Source organism: Kitasatospora sp. MAP12-44 (assembly GCF_029892095.1).
In the GTDB taxonomy this organism is placed as follows: Bacteria; Actinomycetota; Actinomycetes; order Streptomycetales; family Streptomycetaceae; genus Kitasatospora.
Genome location: NZ_JARZAE010000004.1, coordinates 3,706,854 through 3,723,866, shown reverse-complemented (window position 1 = coordinate 3,723,866; position 17,013 = coordinate 3,706,854). Strand labels below are relative to the sequence as shown.

The 17,013-nt window shown below is 72.0% G+C and carries 15 protein-coding genes and 1 tRNA gene; 12 read left to right on the top strand and 4 right to left on the bottom strand.

Annotation, left to right across the window (positions count from 1 at the left end; all coding sequences use genetic code 11):
- Nucleotides 1–30: 30 nt before the first annotated feature.
- A complete protein-coding gene (locus P3T34_RS17330) occupies nucleotides 31–726 on the bottom strand; it encodes a DUF461 domain-containing protein (RefSeq protein ID WP_280666927.1) in 696 nt (231 codons plus the stop codon).
- Between the two features lie 476 nt (nucleotides 727–1,202).
- Between P3T34_RS17330 and P3T34_RS17325 the strand changes: the two genes are divergently transcribed.
- The 6 genes from P3T34_RS17325 (at nucleotide 1,203) to P3T34_RS17300 (ending at nucleotide 7,866) form a co-directional block, all read left to right on the top strand.
- Nucleotides 1,203–1,685 (top strand): CarD family transcriptional regulator, encoded by a 483-nt coding sequence (locus P3T34_RS17325; protein ID WP_030244332.1) that lies wholly within the window; start codon nucleotides 1,203–1,205, stop codon nucleotides 1,683–1,685.
- A gap of 274 nt (nucleotides 1,686–1,959) precedes the next feature.
- Nucleotides 1,960–2,721 (top strand): 2-C-methyl-D-erythritol 4-phosphate cytidylyltransferase, encoded by a 762-nt coding sequence (gene ispD, locus P3T34_RS17320; RefSeq protein WP_280672179.1) that lies wholly within the window; start codon nucleotides 1,960–1,962, stop codon nucleotides 2,719–2,721.
- Complete coding sequence (ispF, locus tag P3T34_RS17315) at nucleotides 2,711–3,217, top strand: 2-C-methyl-D-erythritol 2,4-cyclodiphosphate synthase (protein WP_280666926.1); 507 nt, start codon at nucleotides 2,711–2,713, stop codon at nucleotides 3,215–3,217. Before ispD ends, ispF begins: the two co-directional genes overlap by 11 nt.
- Nucleotides 3,218–3,386: 169 nt before the next feature.
- Entirely contained in the window at nucleotides 3,387–4,781 is a 1,395-nt protein-coding gene (gene cysS, locus P3T34_RS17310) for a cysteine--tRNA ligase (RefSeq protein ID WP_280666925.1), read from the top strand.
- Between the two features lie 128 nt (nucleotides 4,782–4,909).
- Nucleotides 4,910–5,902 carry a 23S rRNA (guanosine(2251)-2'-O)-methyltransferase RlmB gene (gene rlmB / locus P3T34_RS17305; RefSeq protein ID WP_280666924.1) on the top strand — a complete coding sequence of 331 codons (993 nt, stop codon included), beginning with the start codon at nucleotides 4,910–4,912 and terminating at the stop codon, nucleotides 5,900–5,902.
- A 233-nt stretch (nucleotides 5,903–6,135) separates the two neighbouring features.
- The gene (locus P3T34_RS17300) at nucleotides 6,136–7,866 is read left to right on the top strand and encodes a DoxX family membrane protein (protein WP_280666923.1); all 1,731 of its coding nucleotides are present in this window, start codon (nucleotides 6,136–6,138) and stop codon (nucleotides 7,864–7,866) included.
- Between the two features lie 64 nt (nucleotides 7,867–7,930).
- Here the strand turns inward: P3T34_RS17300 and P3T34_RS17295 are convergent, their stop codons facing one another.
- The 3 genes from P3T34_RS17295 to ugpC form a co-directional block, all read right to left on the bottom strand.
- Nucleotides 7,931–8,677, bottom strand: a complete 747-nt coding sequence (locus P3T34_RS17295) for a nucleotidyltransferase family protein (RefSeq protein ID WP_280666922.1) — start codon at nucleotides 8,675–8,677, stop codon at nucleotides 7,931–7,933.
- A gap of 52 nt (nucleotides 8,678–8,729) precedes the next feature.
- Nucleotides 8,730–9,176: a hypothetical protein gene (locus P3T34_RS17290; protein WP_280666921.1), complete on the bottom strand. Its 447-nt coding sequence runs from the start codon at nucleotides 9,174–9,176 to the stop codon at nucleotides 8,730–8,732.
- A gap of 118 nt (nucleotides 9,177–9,294) precedes the next feature.
- Nucleotides 9,295–10,386 (bottom strand): sn-glycerol-3-phosphate ABC transporter ATP-binding protein UgpC, encoded by a 1,092-nt coding sequence (gene ugpC / locus P3T34_RS17285; RefSeq protein WP_280666920.1) that lies wholly within the window; start codon nucleotides 10,384–10,386, stop codon nucleotides 9,295–9,297.
- Between the two features lie 280 nt (nucleotides 10,387–10,666).
- Here ugpC and P3T34_RS17280 point away from each other — a divergent pair.
- The 6 genes from P3T34_RS17280 (at nucleotide 10,667) to P3T34_RS17255 (ending at nucleotide 16,910) form a co-directional block, all read left to right on the top strand.
- Nucleotides 10,667–10,744: transfer RNA gene (locus P3T34_RS17280), tRNA-Thr, on the top strand.
- 65 nt (nucleotides 10,745–10,809) lie between these two features.
- The gene (locus P3T34_RS17275; protein WP_280666919.1) at nucleotides 10,810–12,591 is read left to right on the top strand and encodes a beta-galactosidase; all 1,782 of its coding nucleotides are present in this window, start codon (nucleotides 10,810–10,812) and stop codon (nucleotides 12,589–12,591) included.
- Nucleotides 12,588–13,139: a methylated-DNA--[protein]-cysteine S-methyltransferase gene (locus P3T34_RS17270; protein WP_280666918.1), complete on the top strand. Its 552-nt coding sequence runs from the start codon at nucleotides 12,588–12,590 to the stop codon at nucleotides 13,137–13,139. The genes P3T34_RS17275 and P3T34_RS17270 overlap by 4 nt, the downstream gene beginning before the upstream one ends.
- 212 nt (nucleotides 13,140–13,351) lie before the next feature.
- On the top strand, nucleotides 13,352–14,779 hold the full coding sequence (locus P3T34_RS17265; protein ID WP_280666917.1) for a family 2B encapsulin nanocompartment shell protein: 1,428 nt from the start codon (nucleotides 13,352–13,354) through the stop codon (nucleotides 14,777–14,779).
- A gap of 209 nt (nucleotides 14,780–14,988) precedes the next feature.
- Nucleotides 14,989–16,092 (top strand): family 2 encapsulin nanocompartment cargo protein polyprenyl transferase, encoded by a 1,104-nt coding sequence (locus tag P3T34_RS17260; protein WP_280666916.1) that lies wholly within the window; start codon nucleotides 14,989–14,991, stop codon nucleotides 16,090–16,092.
- A gap of 59 nt (nucleotides 16,093–16,151) precedes the next feature.
- A complete protein-coding gene (locus tag P3T34_RS17255; protein WP_280666915.1) occupies nucleotides 16,152–16,910 on the top strand; it encodes a DUF4239 domain-containing protein in 759 nt (252 codons plus the stop codon).
- The last annotated feature ends 103 nt before the right edge of the window (nucleotides 16,911–17,013 follow it).

The window sequence follows — 17,013 nt, the reverse complement described above, 5'->3', positions numbered from 1 at the left end:
GGGGGAGGCGGGGCCCTCGGGCGTGCTGGATCAGTGCGCCGAGGCGGCCGGGCTGGCCGGGCTGGCCGGCGGCGTCGCCGGAGCCGTGCCCGTCGCGGGGCCGGAGGCCGGGGCCGACCCGGTGGTGACCGGGATGGAGGCGCCGGCGCTCGGCAGGGCGGCCGGGCCGGAGGCAGCCGGCGCACCGCTGACAGAGGCGTTGGCCGACGGCGAGGCCGGGCCGAACGAGGCGTAGATCCCGGACGCGGAGTTGATCTGGGCCTGCGCGGTGACCTGGCCGGCCTGGTCGAAGGAGAACACGGTCGGCGTGAAGCTGCCGGTCTCCAGCGCGACCGAGGGCACCTTGGCGCTCGGCTGGCCCGCGCCGCCGAGCAGCACCGCGCCGAGCGGCGGGATCACGATGCCGGAGAGCGGCAGCCCGTGGGCGTCGGTGAAGGTCGCCGGGTTGCCTGCCACGGTGAGCGACTGCAGCGTCTGCGGCGCGGAGCCGGTGTTGCTGATGTTCACGGTGACGTTGGCCGGGCCGGGCTGGCCGCTGGTCTGCGTCGCGCTGGTGACGACGACGATGCCGTTGAGCTTGAGGTCGTTGCCGATCGAGGTGGCCGGGGTGTCCGGCTGCACCTTGGCGGTGTCCGGGGAGGGTCCGGCTGCGCAGGCGGACAGCGAGATGGCGGCAAGGGCGAGAACGAGGGCGGCACTGCCGCCGCGTCGAAGGCTGCGGCTCACGGCGGCGGCATCTCCTTGGTCACGTGTCGGATGGTCAGCGCTCAGATTACCGACCGCACTTATTTGGTTCTCACGGGGTGGCCCCGTGTCGCGGGGCGAGCGCCCGTCCGGGGGCCGCGAAGGGGCCAGCGCAGCGGCCGGGGAGGGTTGTTGCGGCCGCTGCGGCCGGCCGGCAAGACGACACGGCGGCCGGGCGCGGCGAGCCCGGTCGGCGGGTCAAGATCAGATCACGATCTGGAAACGGCGGATATCCGCCTTCGCGGGCAAGATCGAATCATGGTTTGCGAGCCGCCGCCACACGTTTGCGAAGAACCGGGAAGGGCCTCCGACCTGCGAGAAGCCCGTTCCGGGGTCCGGTCGCAGCACGTCGCAGGGGTCCTTGTCAAGCCCCGAGACCCGCCCTGACCTGCGAAAACGCCCTTCGGGTGGACGGAAAAGCGTGTTATTCTGGAAAGCCACGGAAGGGGTCCTGTCACATGACGTTCAAGGTTGGCGACACGGTGGTCTACCCCCATCACGGGGCTGCACTGATCGAGGCCATCGAAATTCGCCAGATCAAAGGTGTGGACAAGACCTACCTGGTGCTGAAGGTTCAGCAAGGTGACCTCACGCTGCGCGTCCCCGCGGAGAACGCGGAGTTCGTCGGCGTGCGCGACGTGGTCGGCCAGGAGGGTCTGGACCGGGTCTTCGAGGTGCTGCGTGCACCGTACACCGAGGAGCCCACCAACTGGTCTCGTCGCTACAAGGCGAACCTGGAAAAGCTCGCGTCGGGAGACGTCATCAAGGTCGCCGAGGTTGTTCGCGACCTCTGGCGCCGTGAGCGCGAGCGCGGCCTGTCGGCCGGCGAGAAGCGGATGCTCGCCAAGGCGCGGCAGATCCTCGTCAGCGAGCTCGCGCTGGCGGAGAACACCAACGAGGACAAGGCGGAGACGCTGCTCGACGAGGTGCTTGCCTCGTAGTGCGGCGATTGCCGTGTACAGCGCCCGGCGCTGCGGTATCGCCCGTGACCAGCTCATGGTCCGGGTGATGCGGTAGCCCTCCGGGCGCTGTGGCATGCCCGGACACTGCCACCTGCCGCGGCAGCGCCGCGGACCGCGCGAGACTGTCCCGTACAGCTGCAGCCGGGCCGGCCCGCACACCGGTACCCGAGAGGCTGTGCCGGAGTGGAAGGGGTCCGGTGCACTGTCTGACGGGTACGCCAGGGCCATACCCACTTCGCCAAAGGAGTGAAACCTGAACAGCACAGGAGCAGTCGCAGCAGCCGTGGTCCCCGCCGCCGGGCGGGGCGAGCGGCTCGGTCCCGGGGCCCCCAAGGCGCTGCGCGAACTGGGCGGCGCGCCGCTGCTGGTGCACGCCGTCCGAGCGCTGGCGCGCAGCCGGGCGATCGGCCTGGTGGTCGTGGTGGCCCCGCCGGACGGCGTCGCCGAGGTGCTCGGCCTGCTGGACAGCCACGGCCTGGACGGCATGGACGTCCGGGTGGTGGCCGGCGGCGCGACCCGCCAGGAGTCGGTCCGGCTGGGCCTGGCGGCCGTCCCGGCGCAGACCGGGATCGTGCTGGTGCACGACGCGGCCCGCCCGCTGGTGCCGGTCGAGGTGGTGGACGCGGTGGTCGCCGCCGTCCGGGACGGGGCCGACGCGGTCGTCCCGGCCGTGCCGCTGGCCGACACCGTCAAGAGGGTCGAGCCGCGCCCGGCGGGCGAGCCCGAGCCCGTCCTGGACACGCCCGACCGCGCGACGCTGCGGGCCGTGCAGACCCCGCAGGGCTTCCGGCGCGAGCTGCTGGACGCCGTGCACGCCAAGGCGCTCGCCGAGGAGAGCGCGGCGACGAAGGACGCGCCGGCGCCGGTGACCGATGACGCCGGGCTGGTGGAGCGCTACGGCGGCCGGGTGGTCGTGGTGCCGGGCCACGAGGAGGCCTTCAAGGTGACCCGTCCACTGGACCTCGTCCTGGCCGAGGCCGTACTCGCCCGCAGGAGGGCCTCCGATGGTTTCTAGCCCGTTGATCCCGCGGATCGGCATCGGCACCGACGTGCACGCCTTCGAGGCCGGCCGCCCGCTCTGGGTGGCCGGTCTGCAGTGGGAGGGCTACGAGCACGGCCTGGCCGGCCACTCGGACGCCGACGTGGTCGCGCACGCCGCCTGCGACGCGCTCTTCTCGGCGGCCGGGGTCGGCGACCTCGGCACCCACTTCGGCACCGACCGTCCCGAGTGGGCCGGCGCCTCCGGGGTCCGGCTGCTCGGCGAGGCGGCCCGGATCGTGCGGGCGGCGGGCTTTGAGATCGGCAATGTCTCGGTCCAGGTGATCGGTGTGCGGCCGAAGATCGGCAAGCGCCGGGACGAGGCGCAGGCCGTGCTCTCGGCGGCGGTCGGCGCACCGGTCTCGGTCTCCGGCACCACCACGGACGGCCTGGGCCTGACCGGACGGGCCGAGGGCCTGGCCGCGTTGGCCACCGCCCTGGTCTACCGCCGGCCGGGCGATCCGCTGGAATAGTGGCGGACTGACGGGTGTTCAGCAGTGCGGGTCCGGGTGCGGTGCGTAGCGTGGACCGCAGCCAATGCGTCCCAAGCGGAGCCCAGGAGTTCGCTTCGCCACACATTCGTGACAGCCCCGCGGCGCAAACGTCGCGGGGCACTGCCTGTTTCCCACTACGCTTGACGCTGTGAGCCTTCGCCTGTACGACACCAGCACCCGCCAGGTACGCGACTTCGTCCCGCTTGTACCGGGTTGTGTCTCGATGTACCTGTGTGGCGCGACCGTCCAGGCGGCCCCGCACATCGGGCACATCCGGTCCAACGTCAACTTCGACCTCATCCGCCGCTGGCTGACCTACCGCGGCTTCGAGGTGACCTTTGTGCGCAATGTCACCGACATCGACGACAAGGTCATCGCCAAGGAGCGCGAGCTCGGCATCCCGTGGTGGCAGATCGCCTACGCCAACGAGCGTGCCTTCAACGACGGTTACCACGCGCTCGGCTGCCTGCCGCCGAGCGTGGAGCCGCGCGCCACCGGGCACATCCCCGAGATGATCGACATGATGCAGACGCTGATCGCCAAGGGCCACGCCTACGCGGCCGACGGCAACGTCTACTTCGACGTCCGGTCCTTCCCGGACTACCTGGAGCTCTCCAACCAGAAGCTGGACGACCTGCGCCAGCCCTCCGGCGAGGGTGAGACCGGCAAGCGCGACCAGCGCGACTTCGCGATGTGGAAGTCGGCGAAGGAGGGCGAGCCGAGCTGGAACACCCCGTGGGGCGCCGGCCGTCCCGGCTGGCACCTGGAGTGCTCCGCGATGGCGCACAAGTACCTGGGCAAGGCCTTCGATATCCACGGCGGCGGTCTCGACCTGATCTTCCCGCACCACGAGAACGAGATCGCCCAGTCCAAGGCCTTCGGCGACGACTTCTCCAACTTCTGGGTGCACAACGCCTGGGTCACCATGGCCGGCGAGAAGATGAGCAAGTCGCTCGGCAACTCGGTGCTGGTCTCCGAGATGGTGCAGCGCTGGCGCCCGATCGTGCTCCGCTACTACCTGGGCGCCCCGCACTACCGCTCGATGATCGAGTACAGCGAGGAGTCGATCCGCGAGGCGGAGGCCGGCTTCAGCCGGATCGAGGGCTTCATCCAGCGGGTCGTGGAGCGCTGCGGCAGCGTCGAGCCGGCGTCCGAGGTGCCGCTCGCCTTCGCCGAGGCGATGGACGACGACTTCGGCGTCCCGCAGGCGCTGGCCGTCGTGCACACCACGGTCCGGCAGGGCAACAGCGCGCTGAGCGCGGACGACAAGGAGAACGCGGTAGCGCGTCTGGCCGAGGTCCGTGCGATGCTCGGAGTACTGGGTCTCGACCCGCTCGACCCGCAGTGGTCCGGCGAGGACCGCGGCGAGGACCTCCACGGGGTCGTCGACTCGCTGGTTCGCCTCGTGCTGGATCAGCGGCAGGCGGCCAGGGCCCGCAAGGATTTCGCCACCGCGGACGCCATCCGCGACCAGCTCGGCCTGGCCGGGCTGGCGATCGAGGACACCCCGTCCGGCGCACGCTGGACGATCAACAACCAGTAATCCCTCGACGTAGGGGTGAGGGTGGGCCGTACCGGCTGATCAGTCGGCTGGTACGGCCCACCCGCATGAGGCAGAGCATGCCGACGACCGTCACGGTCGGGCATGACGGACAGACAGGAAGAACAGCCATGGCCGGCAACAGCGCACGCAGGAACCGCCGCAACCCCGGATCGAAGAAGGGCGCGACTGTCGGGACCGGCGGCCACAGCCGGAAGGCGATCCAGGGCAAGGGCCCGACCCCTCCCGGTGAGGCGCGCAAGGGCCACCCGAAGCAGCGGGCCGCCAACGCGGCGCTCAAGCGCGAGCGGGACGCCAAGGCGCGGGCCGGCATGCGCCGGGCCGGCGGCGGCGGCCGGGGCGGGCGCGGTGGCGCGGGCGCCGCCGAGCTGGTGGTCGGCCGCAATTCGGTCGTCGAGGCGCTGCAGGGCGGCGTGCCGGCGACCGCGCTGTACGTCCTGCAGTTCATCGACAGCGACGACCGGGTGCGCGAGGCGTTCCAGGCCGCCAACGACCGCGGCATCCCGCTGATGGAGGCGCCGCGCCCGCAGCTCGACTCGATGACCGGCGGCCTCAACCACCAGGGCCTGGTGCTCCAGGTCCCGCCGTACGAGTACGCGCACCCCGAGGACCTGCTGGGCGTGGCCGCCGACCTCGGCGAGGACGCGCTGATCATGGCGCTGGACGGGGTGACCGACTCCCGCAACCTGGGCGCGGTGGTCCGCTCCGCCGCCGCCTTCGGCGCGCACGGCGTGGTCATCCCCGAGCGGCGCGCGGCCGGCATGACGGCGGGCGCCTGGAAGACCTCGTCCGGCGCGGCCGCCCGGCTGCAGGTGGCCCGCGCCACCAACCTGACCCGCGCTCTGGAGGCCTACCAGAAGGCCGGTCTGCTGGTGGTCGGCCTGGCCGCCGACGGCGAGATGGAGGTCGGCGACCTGGAGGCACTGACCGGCCCGGTCGTCATCGTGGCCGGCTCCGAGGGCAAGGGCCTGTCCCGGCTGGTTGCCGAGACCTGTGACATCCGGGTGCGGATCCCGATGCCGGGCCGGACCGAGTCGCTGAACGCGGGCGTCGCGGCCGGCATCGTCATGTATGAGGCGGCCCGCGTGCGTGCCAAGCGCTGAGCTGTCAACACCGGGCCGCCCAGCTGACCGGTTCCGCCCGGAAGTGACCCAAAGAGTCATGATCTCGTACGAGAGCTTGCGGAACCGTCAGCCACGCCCGGCACTTGCACCCGGGAGAGTGTCCTAACCGGGTGTCACCCGGTTAGAGGGGTGTGGACACCAGAACACCTTGGCGCCCAAGGCAGGGCGGAGCGGCAGGGATAGACCCAGAGCCCGGCCTCAGCACCGTCAAGGTGCCGAGCGACCCGGCCCGGCTGAGCAGCACCCAGGTCAGCTTCAGGGTCAGAATGCCCGTGCCGGCGACCCCGATGATCCAGGCGCCGCCGTACTCGACGGCGCCCTACGCGGACGCCTTCGGGCGGCCGTACGCACCGCTGGCCTACGCCGGCCGACCCGGGCTCGTCCGGGTCGGCGCCGCGGACACCGCGGCCGGGGCCGTCGCGGGCAGCGCCGTGCTCTCCGGCGGCGCGCCGCGGCGCAAGGCGCGGGTCACCGCGGTCACCTGGAGCGGGCAGACCGCGCCGGGCGACCTGGCGGCGACTCAGCTGCTCGACGCCGTGCGCCTGAACACTGTGCCGAGCCCCGCCGGGGCGTCGGTCGGCGGCTCGATCGGCGGCTCGGCGGGCGGCTCGTACGGTGGCCCGGCGGGCGGCGGGATCGGCCTGGCCGATCCGGACGACGACACCCGGTTCCTTGACCCGGTGCCGGGCTGGGACGGGCCCGCGATCGGCGGCGGGTACGGACGCGGGTCCGTGCCGCGCCAGCCCGGTTCGTCGTCGGGTCCCTCGACGGGCGGGCGGCGGGCGCCGCAGCCCGAGCGGGCCGGCTGGCAGCCGACCGCGCCGGCGCCCAAGCGCGCGGCGTCCTCGGCGGGTGCGGCCGGTGCGGTCGCGGTCGGCGAGTCCAGCCGCCACGCGCGGTACCCCGGACGCCGGGTCGACCTCGGCCTGGTGCTGCTCCCGCTGCGCCTGCTGCTCGGCTCGCTCACGGTCTACGAGGGCTTCGCCAAGCTCTGCGACCCGGTGTACTTCGACGGCGGTGAGCGCGGCTCGATGATGCGCTGGCTGGCCTCGCTGCACCCGTGGAAGGTCGCCCAGCCGCTGCTCGACTTCGCCATGGCGCACCCCGTGGGTGCCGGGCTCGGGGTGGCCTTCACCGAGGTCGTGGTGGGCGTGCTCACGCTGCTCGGCCTCTGGCAGCGGCTGGCGGCCGCGGCGGCGATGGGCCTGTCCGCGGCGCTGCTCTTCACGGTCAGCTGGCGGGCGGTGCCGGTCTACGACACCCCCGACCTGATCTTCCTGGCCGCCTGGAGCCCGCTGCTGATCGCCGGGGCGCCGTTCGCCTCGCTGGACGGGCGGCTCTCGCTGGAGGCCTGGCGGCGCTACGGCGCGGACGCGCCGAAGGCGGTCCGGCGCCGGGTGCTGCGCCGCGGCACGGTGGTCGCCACGGTGGTGATCGGGCTGACGATGCTGGTCGGCTCGATGCTCGGCGCGGCGGTACGGACCGGCGGGCGCGTCCAGCCCGTGCCGGTCAAGCCGCCGACCGACTTCGGCACCCCGGTCTGGCCGGCCACCGGTGCCCCGCACCCGTCGTCGGGCAGCACTGCGCAGCCGTCCGCGCCGGCTTCCTCCTCGGCATCGCCCTCGTCCGCGCCGTCGGCCTCCTCGTCGCCGTCGTCGGCGCACAAGAGCCCCAAGCCGCACGCCTCTTCGGGCACCGGTGGCACCGGGAACGCCGACGCGCCGAGCAACTCGGGTGGCCAGGGCGGCGGTTCGTCCTCCGGGTCGAACCCGGGCTCGTCCTCCGGTACCTCCCCGGGCGCCGGCTCCGGCAACCGGGCGCCCAAGCCCACCCCCAGCGGTGGCGGCGGGCTGATCGGCGGCGTGCTGGGCAGCGGCCCGCCGCCGGTGCAGCTCCCGACCCTCGGGCTGCAGCAGTCACCGGCGGCGCACTCGATGGTCTGACCGCCCCGACAACCAGGCCCTGCCCAGCGCGTGTCGCTGGGCAGGGCCTAGTTGCGGGCAGGGCCTAGTTGCGCTGCTCCCGGGAGGCGGCCAGTTCCTTGGCGGCCTCGGTGAGGTCCTTGGCGGTGTCGATCGCGCGCCAGTAGACGCCCTGCGGGAGCTGGTAGCCCGCCAGCCGCTTGGCGCGGGCGAGTTGGGGGAAGGTGGTGCGCTCGTGGTCGCCCACGTCGGGCAGCAGCTCGGCGAAGCCGGCCGCGAAGACGTACAGCCCGGCGTTGATCAGGAACGGCGAGGGCGGCGCCTCGATGAAGTCCAGGATGTTGCCGAACTGGTCCGTCTCCACCGCGCCCCAGGGGATCCGCGGCCGGGCCAGCGCGAGGGTGGCCAGGGCGTCCCGCTCGTGGTGGAAGGCGGCCATCTCGCGCAGGCTGAACCTGGTCCAGATATCGCCGTTGGTGGCGTACCAGGGCTCGTCCGGGCGTGGCAGGCCCTTGGCGGCGAGCTTCAACCCGCCACCGCGGCCCAGCGGTTCGGCCTCCACCACGGTGCTCACGTTCAGCGGGAGGTCGGCGTGGTCCAGCCAGTCCTGCAGGACCTCGGCCAGATGGCCGCAGGAGATCACCACGTCGGTCACGCCTTCGGCTGCGAGCCAGGCGAGTTGGTGTCCCACGATCGGCGTGCCGGTGCCGGGGATCTCGACCAGCGGCTTGGGCCGGTCGTCGGTGTACGGGCGCAGCCGCGAGCCCTGGCCGCCCGCGAGGATAACGGCCTGGGTCACGGTGGGCGCGGTGGTGATGTCATAGCCGGTCATGGCTAGCAGGATAGGGCGCCCGGCTTTGGAGCGAAGGGGAAGTGACGGATCGTCAGCTGCCCACGCCGGCCGCGAACGAGCCGTCGCAGACCGGGCGGGCGAAGGAGCGGGCCCGCTGCACGTCGCCCTGGTACTGCTTCACGGCGGCCCGACCCAGGTCCTCGGCGAGGCCGGTGCAGTACGGGGCGAGCGAGGGCTGCTCGCGCATCGAGCGGTCCAGCAGGTCCAGCGCGGAGCCCGCGCCGCGGTTGCGCAGCTCCTCCAGCAGGTCGGCGCGCAGCGCGTCCTGTGGGGAGAGGCCCTGGTGGTCGGCCGAGGTCGGGGTGGCCGCGGTGCGGCCGATGCTGCCGTCGCCGCTCGACGCCGCGACCACCTGCTGGTCCAGGGCGATCGGAGGGGCCCAGGGAACCCGGGTGACGGCGAGCGTGCCGGTGGTCACCAGGATCACGGGCAGGGTGAGGGCGATGGTCTGGCCGATGCGGCGCACGAGCTGCTTCACGCCAGTGAGAGTAGCGTCGGGTGAGGGGTTGAAGACACTCCGTCACACGGACGAGTGACAGGACGGAGCCCCGCCGGACAGGTGTCCGACGGGGCTCCGCGGCCGTGCGCCATCGGTCCTACGCGCTCAGGCGGGCGCCGGTGGTGCTGGAGAAGACGTGGGTCTCGCCGCCGGTCGGGACCACGTGGATGGTGTCGCCCTTGTGCGGGATCTGCCGGCCGTGCACGCGCACGACGATGTCGGTGTCCTCGCCGCCGATCTTGGTGGTGCCGTAGACGAAGCCGTCCGCGCCGAGCTCCTCGACCACGTTGACGGTGACGGCGACGCCCTCGATGCCGCCCTCCGGCACGATCTCGAAGTGCTCGGGGCGGATGCCGACGGTGACGGTCTTGTCCTGGCCGGCGCCGGCCAGGTGCTCGCGGTCGATGTTGATCACCGAGCCGCCGAACTTCACGCCGCCGTCCACCAGCGGGACCTCGACCAGGTTCATCGCGGGCGAGCCGATGAAGCCGGCCACGAAGAGGTTGGCCGGGCGGTCGTACATGTTGCGCGGGGTGTCGACCTGCTGCAGCAGACCGTCCTTGAGCACCGCGACCCGGTCGCCCATGGTCATGGCCTCGACCTGGTCGTGCGTCACGTAGACCGTGGTGATGCCCAGGCGGCGCTGCAGGCCGGCGATCTGGGTGCGGGTGGACACCCGGAGCTTGGCGTCCAGGTTGGAGAGCGGCTCGTCCATCAGGAAGACCTGCGGCTCGCGGACGATCGCCCGGCCCATCGCGACGCGCTGGCGCTGACCGCCGGAGAGCGCCTTCGGCTTGCGGTCCAGGTAGTCGGTGAGGTCGAGGATCTTGGCGGCCTCTTCGACCTTGGTGCGGATCTCGGCCTTGTTGACGCCCGCGATCTTGAGCGCGAAGCCCATGTTGTCCGCGACGGTCATGTGCGGGTAGAGCGCGTAGTTCTGGAACACCATCGCGATGTCCCGGTCCTTCGGCGGCAGGTGGGTGACGTCGCGGTCGCCGATCCGGATGGCGCCGCCGTTGACGTCCTCCAGACCGGCCAGCATCCGCAGGCTGGTGGACTTGCCGCAGCCGGAGGGGCCGACCAGGACGAGGAACTCGCCGTCCTCGACGTGCAGTTCCAGCGCGTCCACGGCGGGCTTGGTGCCGCCCGGGTAGAGCCGGGTCGCCTTGTCGAACGTGACAGAAGCCATGATGGTGCTCTCCTTCACCGGCAGGAACGTGCCGGACGATCCGAGTAAAGGGGTGGATTGTCGGCCGCTCCGGCACTGGTCTGAACCACTGAGGAGCGACTTCCGCCGAGGCTACCCGCCACGTCATCGGATTGTCAGCCCCCGGTCTCCCTCCAATCCGGCAACAGTGCGGTCACGACCTCCCGGCCGCTGCCAATATCTGCCGCCGCACCGCCCGTACCTCCCGGTAGACTGCGACGCGGTGCCGCCCGGCCCGCTCCGGCGGCCGAGCTGTCGCCATGCCTCCTTAGCTCAGTTTGGCCAGAGCAACGCACTTGTAATGCGTAGGTCGTCGGTTCGAATCCGACAGGGGGCTCCACAGCGCAGTACGGGTCGGGCGGGCGGCACATCGGAACCCCGCCCAGGACGAGGAGCCCGTCGCTGATGCCCAGCCTCGCGTACGACCGGGACGGTTTCACGCTGGACGGCCGACCGCTGCGGATCCTCTCCGGCGCCCTGCACTACTTCCGGGTGCTCCCCGAGCAGTGGGACGCCCGGCTCGCGCTGCTGCGCGCGATGGGGCTCAACACCGTCGAGACCTATGTCGCCTGGAACCTGCACGAGCCGCGCCCGGGCCGCTACGACTTCTCGGGGCGGCTCGACCTGGTCCGCTTCATCCGGGCCGCCGCCGCGCAGGGGCTCCAGGTGCTGGTCAGGCCCGGTCCGTACATCTGCGCGGAGTGGGAGCTCGGCGGGCTGCCGGCCTGGCTGCTCAAGGACCCGGCGCTCCGGCTGCGCTGCGCCGAGCCGGGCTATCTGGCCGCCGTGGACCGCTGGTTCGACGTGCTGCTGCCGCTGCTCGTCCCGCTGCTCGCCGAATCCGGCGGCCCGGTGCTGGCGCTCCAGGTCGAGAACGAGTACGGCGCCTACGGCAACGACGCGGGCTACCTGCGCCACCTCGCCGAGGGGCTGCGCCGCCGGGGTGCGGGCTGCCTGCTGTTCACCTCCGACGGCCCGTCAACTGCCATGCTGCAGAGCGGGACCATCCCGGGCGTGCTGCCCACCGTCAACTTCGGCGACCGCCCCGAGGAGGGCTTCGCGGGCCTGCGCGAGCACGCGCCGGACGCCCCGCTGCTCTGCATGGAGTACTGGAACGGCTGGTTCGACGCCTGGGGCGAGCCGCACCACACGCGGGACGCGGCCGGCGCCGCCGAGGTGCTCGACCGGATGCTCGCGGCCGGCGCCTCGGTCAACCTCTACATGGCGCACGGCGGGACCAACTTCGGCTACCTGAACGGCGCCAACCTGACGGATGGCCGGCTCTGCCCGACGGTCACCAGCTATGACTACGACGCGCCGATCAGCGAATCCGGCCGCCCCACCGCCAAGTTCTGGGCCTTTCGCGAAGTGCTCGGCCGGTACACGGAGTTGCCGCCGCCCCCGGTCGACGAACCGGCCCGGACGCTGGAGCCGCGGCTGCTGCGGCTCGGCGCGCCGCAGCCGCTGCTCGAGGCGGCCGAGCGGCTCGGCGCCCCCGTCCGGGCCGCCGTCCCGTGCTCGATGGAGGAGCTCGACCAGAGCCACGGCTTCGTGCTGTACCGCACCTGGGTGGCCGGCCCGCGCGAGCCGTCCGCGCTGCTGGTCGACGGGCTCGGCGACCGGGCCCAGGTCTTCCTGGACGGCCGCCCGGTCGGGCTGCTCGACCGCACCGACCCGACACTCGGCTGCAGGCTCGCGATCCCGGCCGGCGGGGCCCGGCTCGAGCTGCTGGTGGAGAACCTCGGGCGGGTCAACTACGGCCCGGGGCTGCTGGATCGCAAGGGCATCACGGGCGGCGTCCGGCTCGGGCAGCAGCTGCTGATGGACTGGAGCATGTATCCGCTGCCGCTGGACGACGTCGACCGGCTGCCCGGCGGCGAGGGGCGGGTGGCGGACGGGCTGCCGGTGCTGCGCCGGGCGGTGCTGGAGGTGGCCGAGCCGCTCGACACCTTTGTGCTGACCGAGGGGCACGGCAAGGGCCTCTGCTGGATCAACGGCTTCCTGCTGGGCCGCTACTGGGACATCGGCCCGCAGCAGACCCTCTACCTGCCCGGGCCGCTGCTGCGCCCGGGCCGCAACGAGCTCGCCCTGCTGGAGCTGCACGGCCCGCGCGGGGACACCCTGGCCCTGGTCGCCGAGCCGGTACTGGACCGGTTGTCACCCGTTCGCGGCACACTGGCAGGGTGAGTACTACCGCGCAGCTCAGCTGGATCACCGTGCAGACCCCGCTGCCCACCGGTCCGATGGCGATCGGCGTCACCGACCAGGGGGTGGCCGCGGCGGAGTACGGCCGGTCCGCGCAGACGGCCGCCGGGCTGTGCGCCGACGAGCGCCGGATCGAGCTGGTGACCGGCCGCCTGGCGGAGTACTTCGCCGGACGGCGGCGGGAGTTGGGGCTGCCGCTGGATCTCCGGCTGGCCTCCGGACCGCACCGGGTGGTGCTGGAGACGCTGTACCGCACCGTCCCGTTCGGCGAGACGATCACCTACGGCCGACTGGCCGAGCGCAGCGGGGTGTTCGAGGAGTTCACCGACAGCCCGGGGCTCGCGGCCCGGACGGTCGGCCAGATGATGGGCGCCAACCCGGTGGCCCTGCTGGTGCCCTGCCACCGGGTGGTGGCGGCCGACGGCATCGGCGGCTTCGGCGCCGGGCCGCTGGGGCTGGACGTCAAGCGCTGGCTGCTGACCCTGGAGGGCCTGCTGCCGCCCACCCTCGACTGGAACGGCCCGCTCTGAGCACGCTGTCCGGATTCGACCGCAACTGAGCGAATGACAATTTATGATCGCTTCTTCATTAAATATCGCTGCGGCAGGCGGAAATCGCGCATCTTATCCAGTCGTACTAATTGACCCGACGCTTCACTCACCCGAACGAGTGATTGCCTGACGGCAAGTCAGGCGCCAGTCTGGTCTCAACAACCTGAACCTTCTTGGGGGAGAGTCCGGGCATGACGACTGAGACCAATGTTGGTAATCCTGCACAGGGCGGCCAGGCGCAGGGTCAGCAGCAGCTGAGCCTGGGGACAGCGGCCGCCAAGAACCTCGCGACCACCACCAAGTCCGAGCCGCAGATGCAGGGAATCAGCTCGCGCTGGTTGCTGCGGATGCTGCCCTGGACCCAGGTGGCCGGTGGTACGTACCGCGTCAACCGCCGGCTGAGCTACGCGGTGGGGCGGGGCCGGGTGAGCTTCGTCAAGACGGGCGCGGCGGTCCGCGTCGTGCCGCCCACGCTCGGTGAGATCCCGGTGCTGCGCGGCTTCGAGGACGATGCGCTGCTGGAGGAGATGGCGTCCAGGTTCGCCCAGCGCGAGTTCCAGCCGGGCGAGGTCCTGGTGGAGGCCGGGCAGCCGATCAACGAGATCTTCCTGATCGCGCACGGCAAGGTGAACAAGGTCGGCATCAGCAAGTACGGCGAGAAGGCCGTCGTCGGCGTGCTGGCCGACGGCGACCACCTGGGCGACGAGGCGCTGACCGAGGCCGACGGCGTCTGGGCGTACGGCGTCAAGGCCGCCACGGCCGGCACCCTGCTGGCGCTGCCCTGGCCCGCCTTCCAGGAGCTGGCCGACCGCTCCGAGGCGCTGCGCGACCAGATCCTGCAGTTCCTCGCCGACGCGCAGCAGTCCCAGAACAAGCACGGCGAGGCGGAGATCGAGCTGGCCGCCGGTCACGAGGGCGAGCACGAGCTCCCCGGTACGTTCGTCGACTACGAGCTGGCCCCGCGCGAGTACGAGCTCAGCGTGGCCCAGACGGTGCTCCAGGTGCACAGCCGGGTCGCCGACCTCTACAACCAGCCGATGAACCAGATCGAGCAGCAGCTGCGGCTGACCATCGAGGCGCTGCGGGAGCGCCAGGAGTACGAGCTGATCAACAACTCGGAGTTCGGCCTGCTGCAGAACGCCGAGTACGACCAGCGCATCCAGACCCACTCCGGCCCGCCCACCCCGGACGACTTCGATGAGCTGCTGAGCCGCCGCCGCGGCACCAAGTTCTTCCTGGCCCACCCGCGGACGATCGCCGCGTTCATGCGCGAGTGCAACAGCCGGGGCCTGTATCCGACCCCGCTCGAGGTGCAGGGTCACCACGTTCCCGCGTGGCGCGGTGTGCCGGTCTTCCCGTGCAACAAGATCCCGATCGTCGACGGCCACACCAGCTCGGTCCTCGCGATGCGTGTCGGCGAGGACAACCAGGGTGTGATCGGCCTGCACCAGACCGGCATCCCCGACGAGTACCAGCCCAGCCTCTCCGTCCGATTCATGGGCATCAATGAGAAGGCCATCATCTCCTACCTGGTCAGTGCCTACTATTCGGCCGCCATTCTGGTGCCCGATGCCATCGGAGTTCTGGAGAACGTCGAAATCGCCCGCTCCAAGGGCTGACAGAAACCCTGGTGTCCGTCGCCCCGAGGGAATTCTCGGGGCGGCGGACGGATAACGCGTCCGGCATTCACATCTCAGCCGCCCGCGTGTCGATTCCGGCCGCCGGCAGGTGGTCCGGGAGGGCGGCCCGGGGCGGGGCCGCACGGCACGCGGGCATCCGGCAGGCCCTTCACCATTCGCACGTCCGACACCTGGGGGGACCAGTAGTCATGGGCACGCACACGCTCAGCCGCGACGACCACGACGGGTACACGGGCAGCGCCGACCCCGCCCCCGACCGCACCGCCGCCGAGATCCTGGCCCGGGCGCGCTCCGCCGTCGACCCGGTACTGCGCACCGCCGTCGACTCCATGCCGGAGTCGATGGCGCGGATCGGCGCCTACCACTTCGGCTGGCGCGAGGCCGACGGCTCGCTCTCCGCCGCCGACGCCGGCAAGGCGATCCGGCCCGCCCTCGTCCTCGCCGCCGCCCGCGCCTGCACGCCGCCGGACAGCCAGTCCGCGACGGGGTCCCGGCCCACCGCGCTCGCGGCCGCGGCCGCTGTCGAGCTGGTGCACAACTTCACGCTGCTGCACGACGACGTGATCGACCGCGACGAGACCCGTCGCCACCGCCTCACCGCCTGGCGGGTGTTCGGCTCCACCGAGGCCATCCTGGCCGGCGACGCCATGCACTCGCTCGCCCTGCGCACCCTCGCCGAGGACGCCCACCCCGCCGCCGCGGCCTCGATGCGCCGCCTCGCCCAGTGCGTGGTCGAGCTGTGCGACGGGCAGCAGGCCGACTGCGCCTTCGAGCAGCGCAGCACCGTCACCCTGGACGAGTGCCTGGCGATGGCCGAGGCCAAGACCGGCGCGCTGCTCGGCTGCGCCTGCGCCATCGGCGCGCTCTACGCGGGCGCCGGCGAGGAGGCCGCGCAGGCGATGGACGCCTTCGGCCGGCAGATCGGCCTGGCCTTCCAGCTGATCGACGACCTGATCGGCATCTGGGGCGATCCCGAGGTGACCGGCAAGCCGGCCGGCGCCGATCTGCTGGCCCGCAAGAAGTCGCTGCCGGTGGTGGCCGCGCTGGCTTCGGGCACCGAGGCCGGCGCCGAACTCGCCGCGCTCTACGCCCTCGACCGCCCGCTGACCGAGGACGAACTGCACCGGGCCGCCGACGCGGTGGACCGCGCGGGCGGCCGGGCCTGGGCCCAGGGCCAGTCCTGCGAGCGGATGGCCGCGGCCATCGAACAGCTCGCCGCAGCCGTCCCGGCGCCCGAGGCGGCCGACGAACTCCTCGTGCTGGCCGAGCTGGTGACCCGCCGCAACCACTAGGGCCTGTCCGGGCTGCAGCACCCCCTCACCCCTGCGAGCAACCGCAAGGACTGCCCCATATGAGCCTTTGGGACATAGGTACCGTCCTCATCGTCCTGGTCGTGCTGGCCGTCGCCCTCAAACTGCTCCAGCGCTACGTCCCGCACCATGTGCGCGAGCCTCACAACGACGTCGCGGGCTTCATCTTCGCCGCCGTCGGCGTGCTCTACGCCGTGCTGCTGGGCTTCGTCGTGATCACCGTCTGGACCAACAACGACTCGGCCCGGCAGACCACCTTCAAGGAGGCCGACGCGCTGGCCGGGATCTACTGGATCTCCCGCGAGCTCCCGGCCCCGGTCGGCCCGCAGCTGGAGCACGAGACCCTGTCGTACGCGCAGACCGTGATGACCACCGAGTGGCCGCTGATGGCCGACCACAAGAGCAGCCCGGACGCCACCCAGCTGGTCTACCAGATGCGCGGCACCGTCTTCTCCGTCAACCCGGTCGGCGACCAGCAGCAGGTGCTCTACGAGCACGCGGTCACCCACGTCGAGGATCTGGCCTCCGAGCGCCGCGCGCGGCTGAACGAGGTGGACGACGAGGTGCCCGTGCTGCTGTGGGTGGCGCTGATCCTGGGCGCCGTGCTCACGGTCGGCTTCACCTTCCTGTTCGGCCTCCCCAACACCCTCGCGCACACCCTGATGGTGCTCTCGCTGGCCGGTCTTGTGGTGCTCTCACTGGTGGTCATCAAGGAGTTGAACTTCCCCTTCGCCGGCGCCGCCGCGATCAAACCGACTGCCTTCCAGGTCTTCCTGGACCGCCTCCCCCCGCCGCGCTGAGCCATAGACCGACCGCTCGCCCGGCGACATGCCGACCATCCGCTCCGCACGTAGCATCCACCTGTCATCACTTTGCCCGCATTCGACCGGTTTGCGAGCAGCT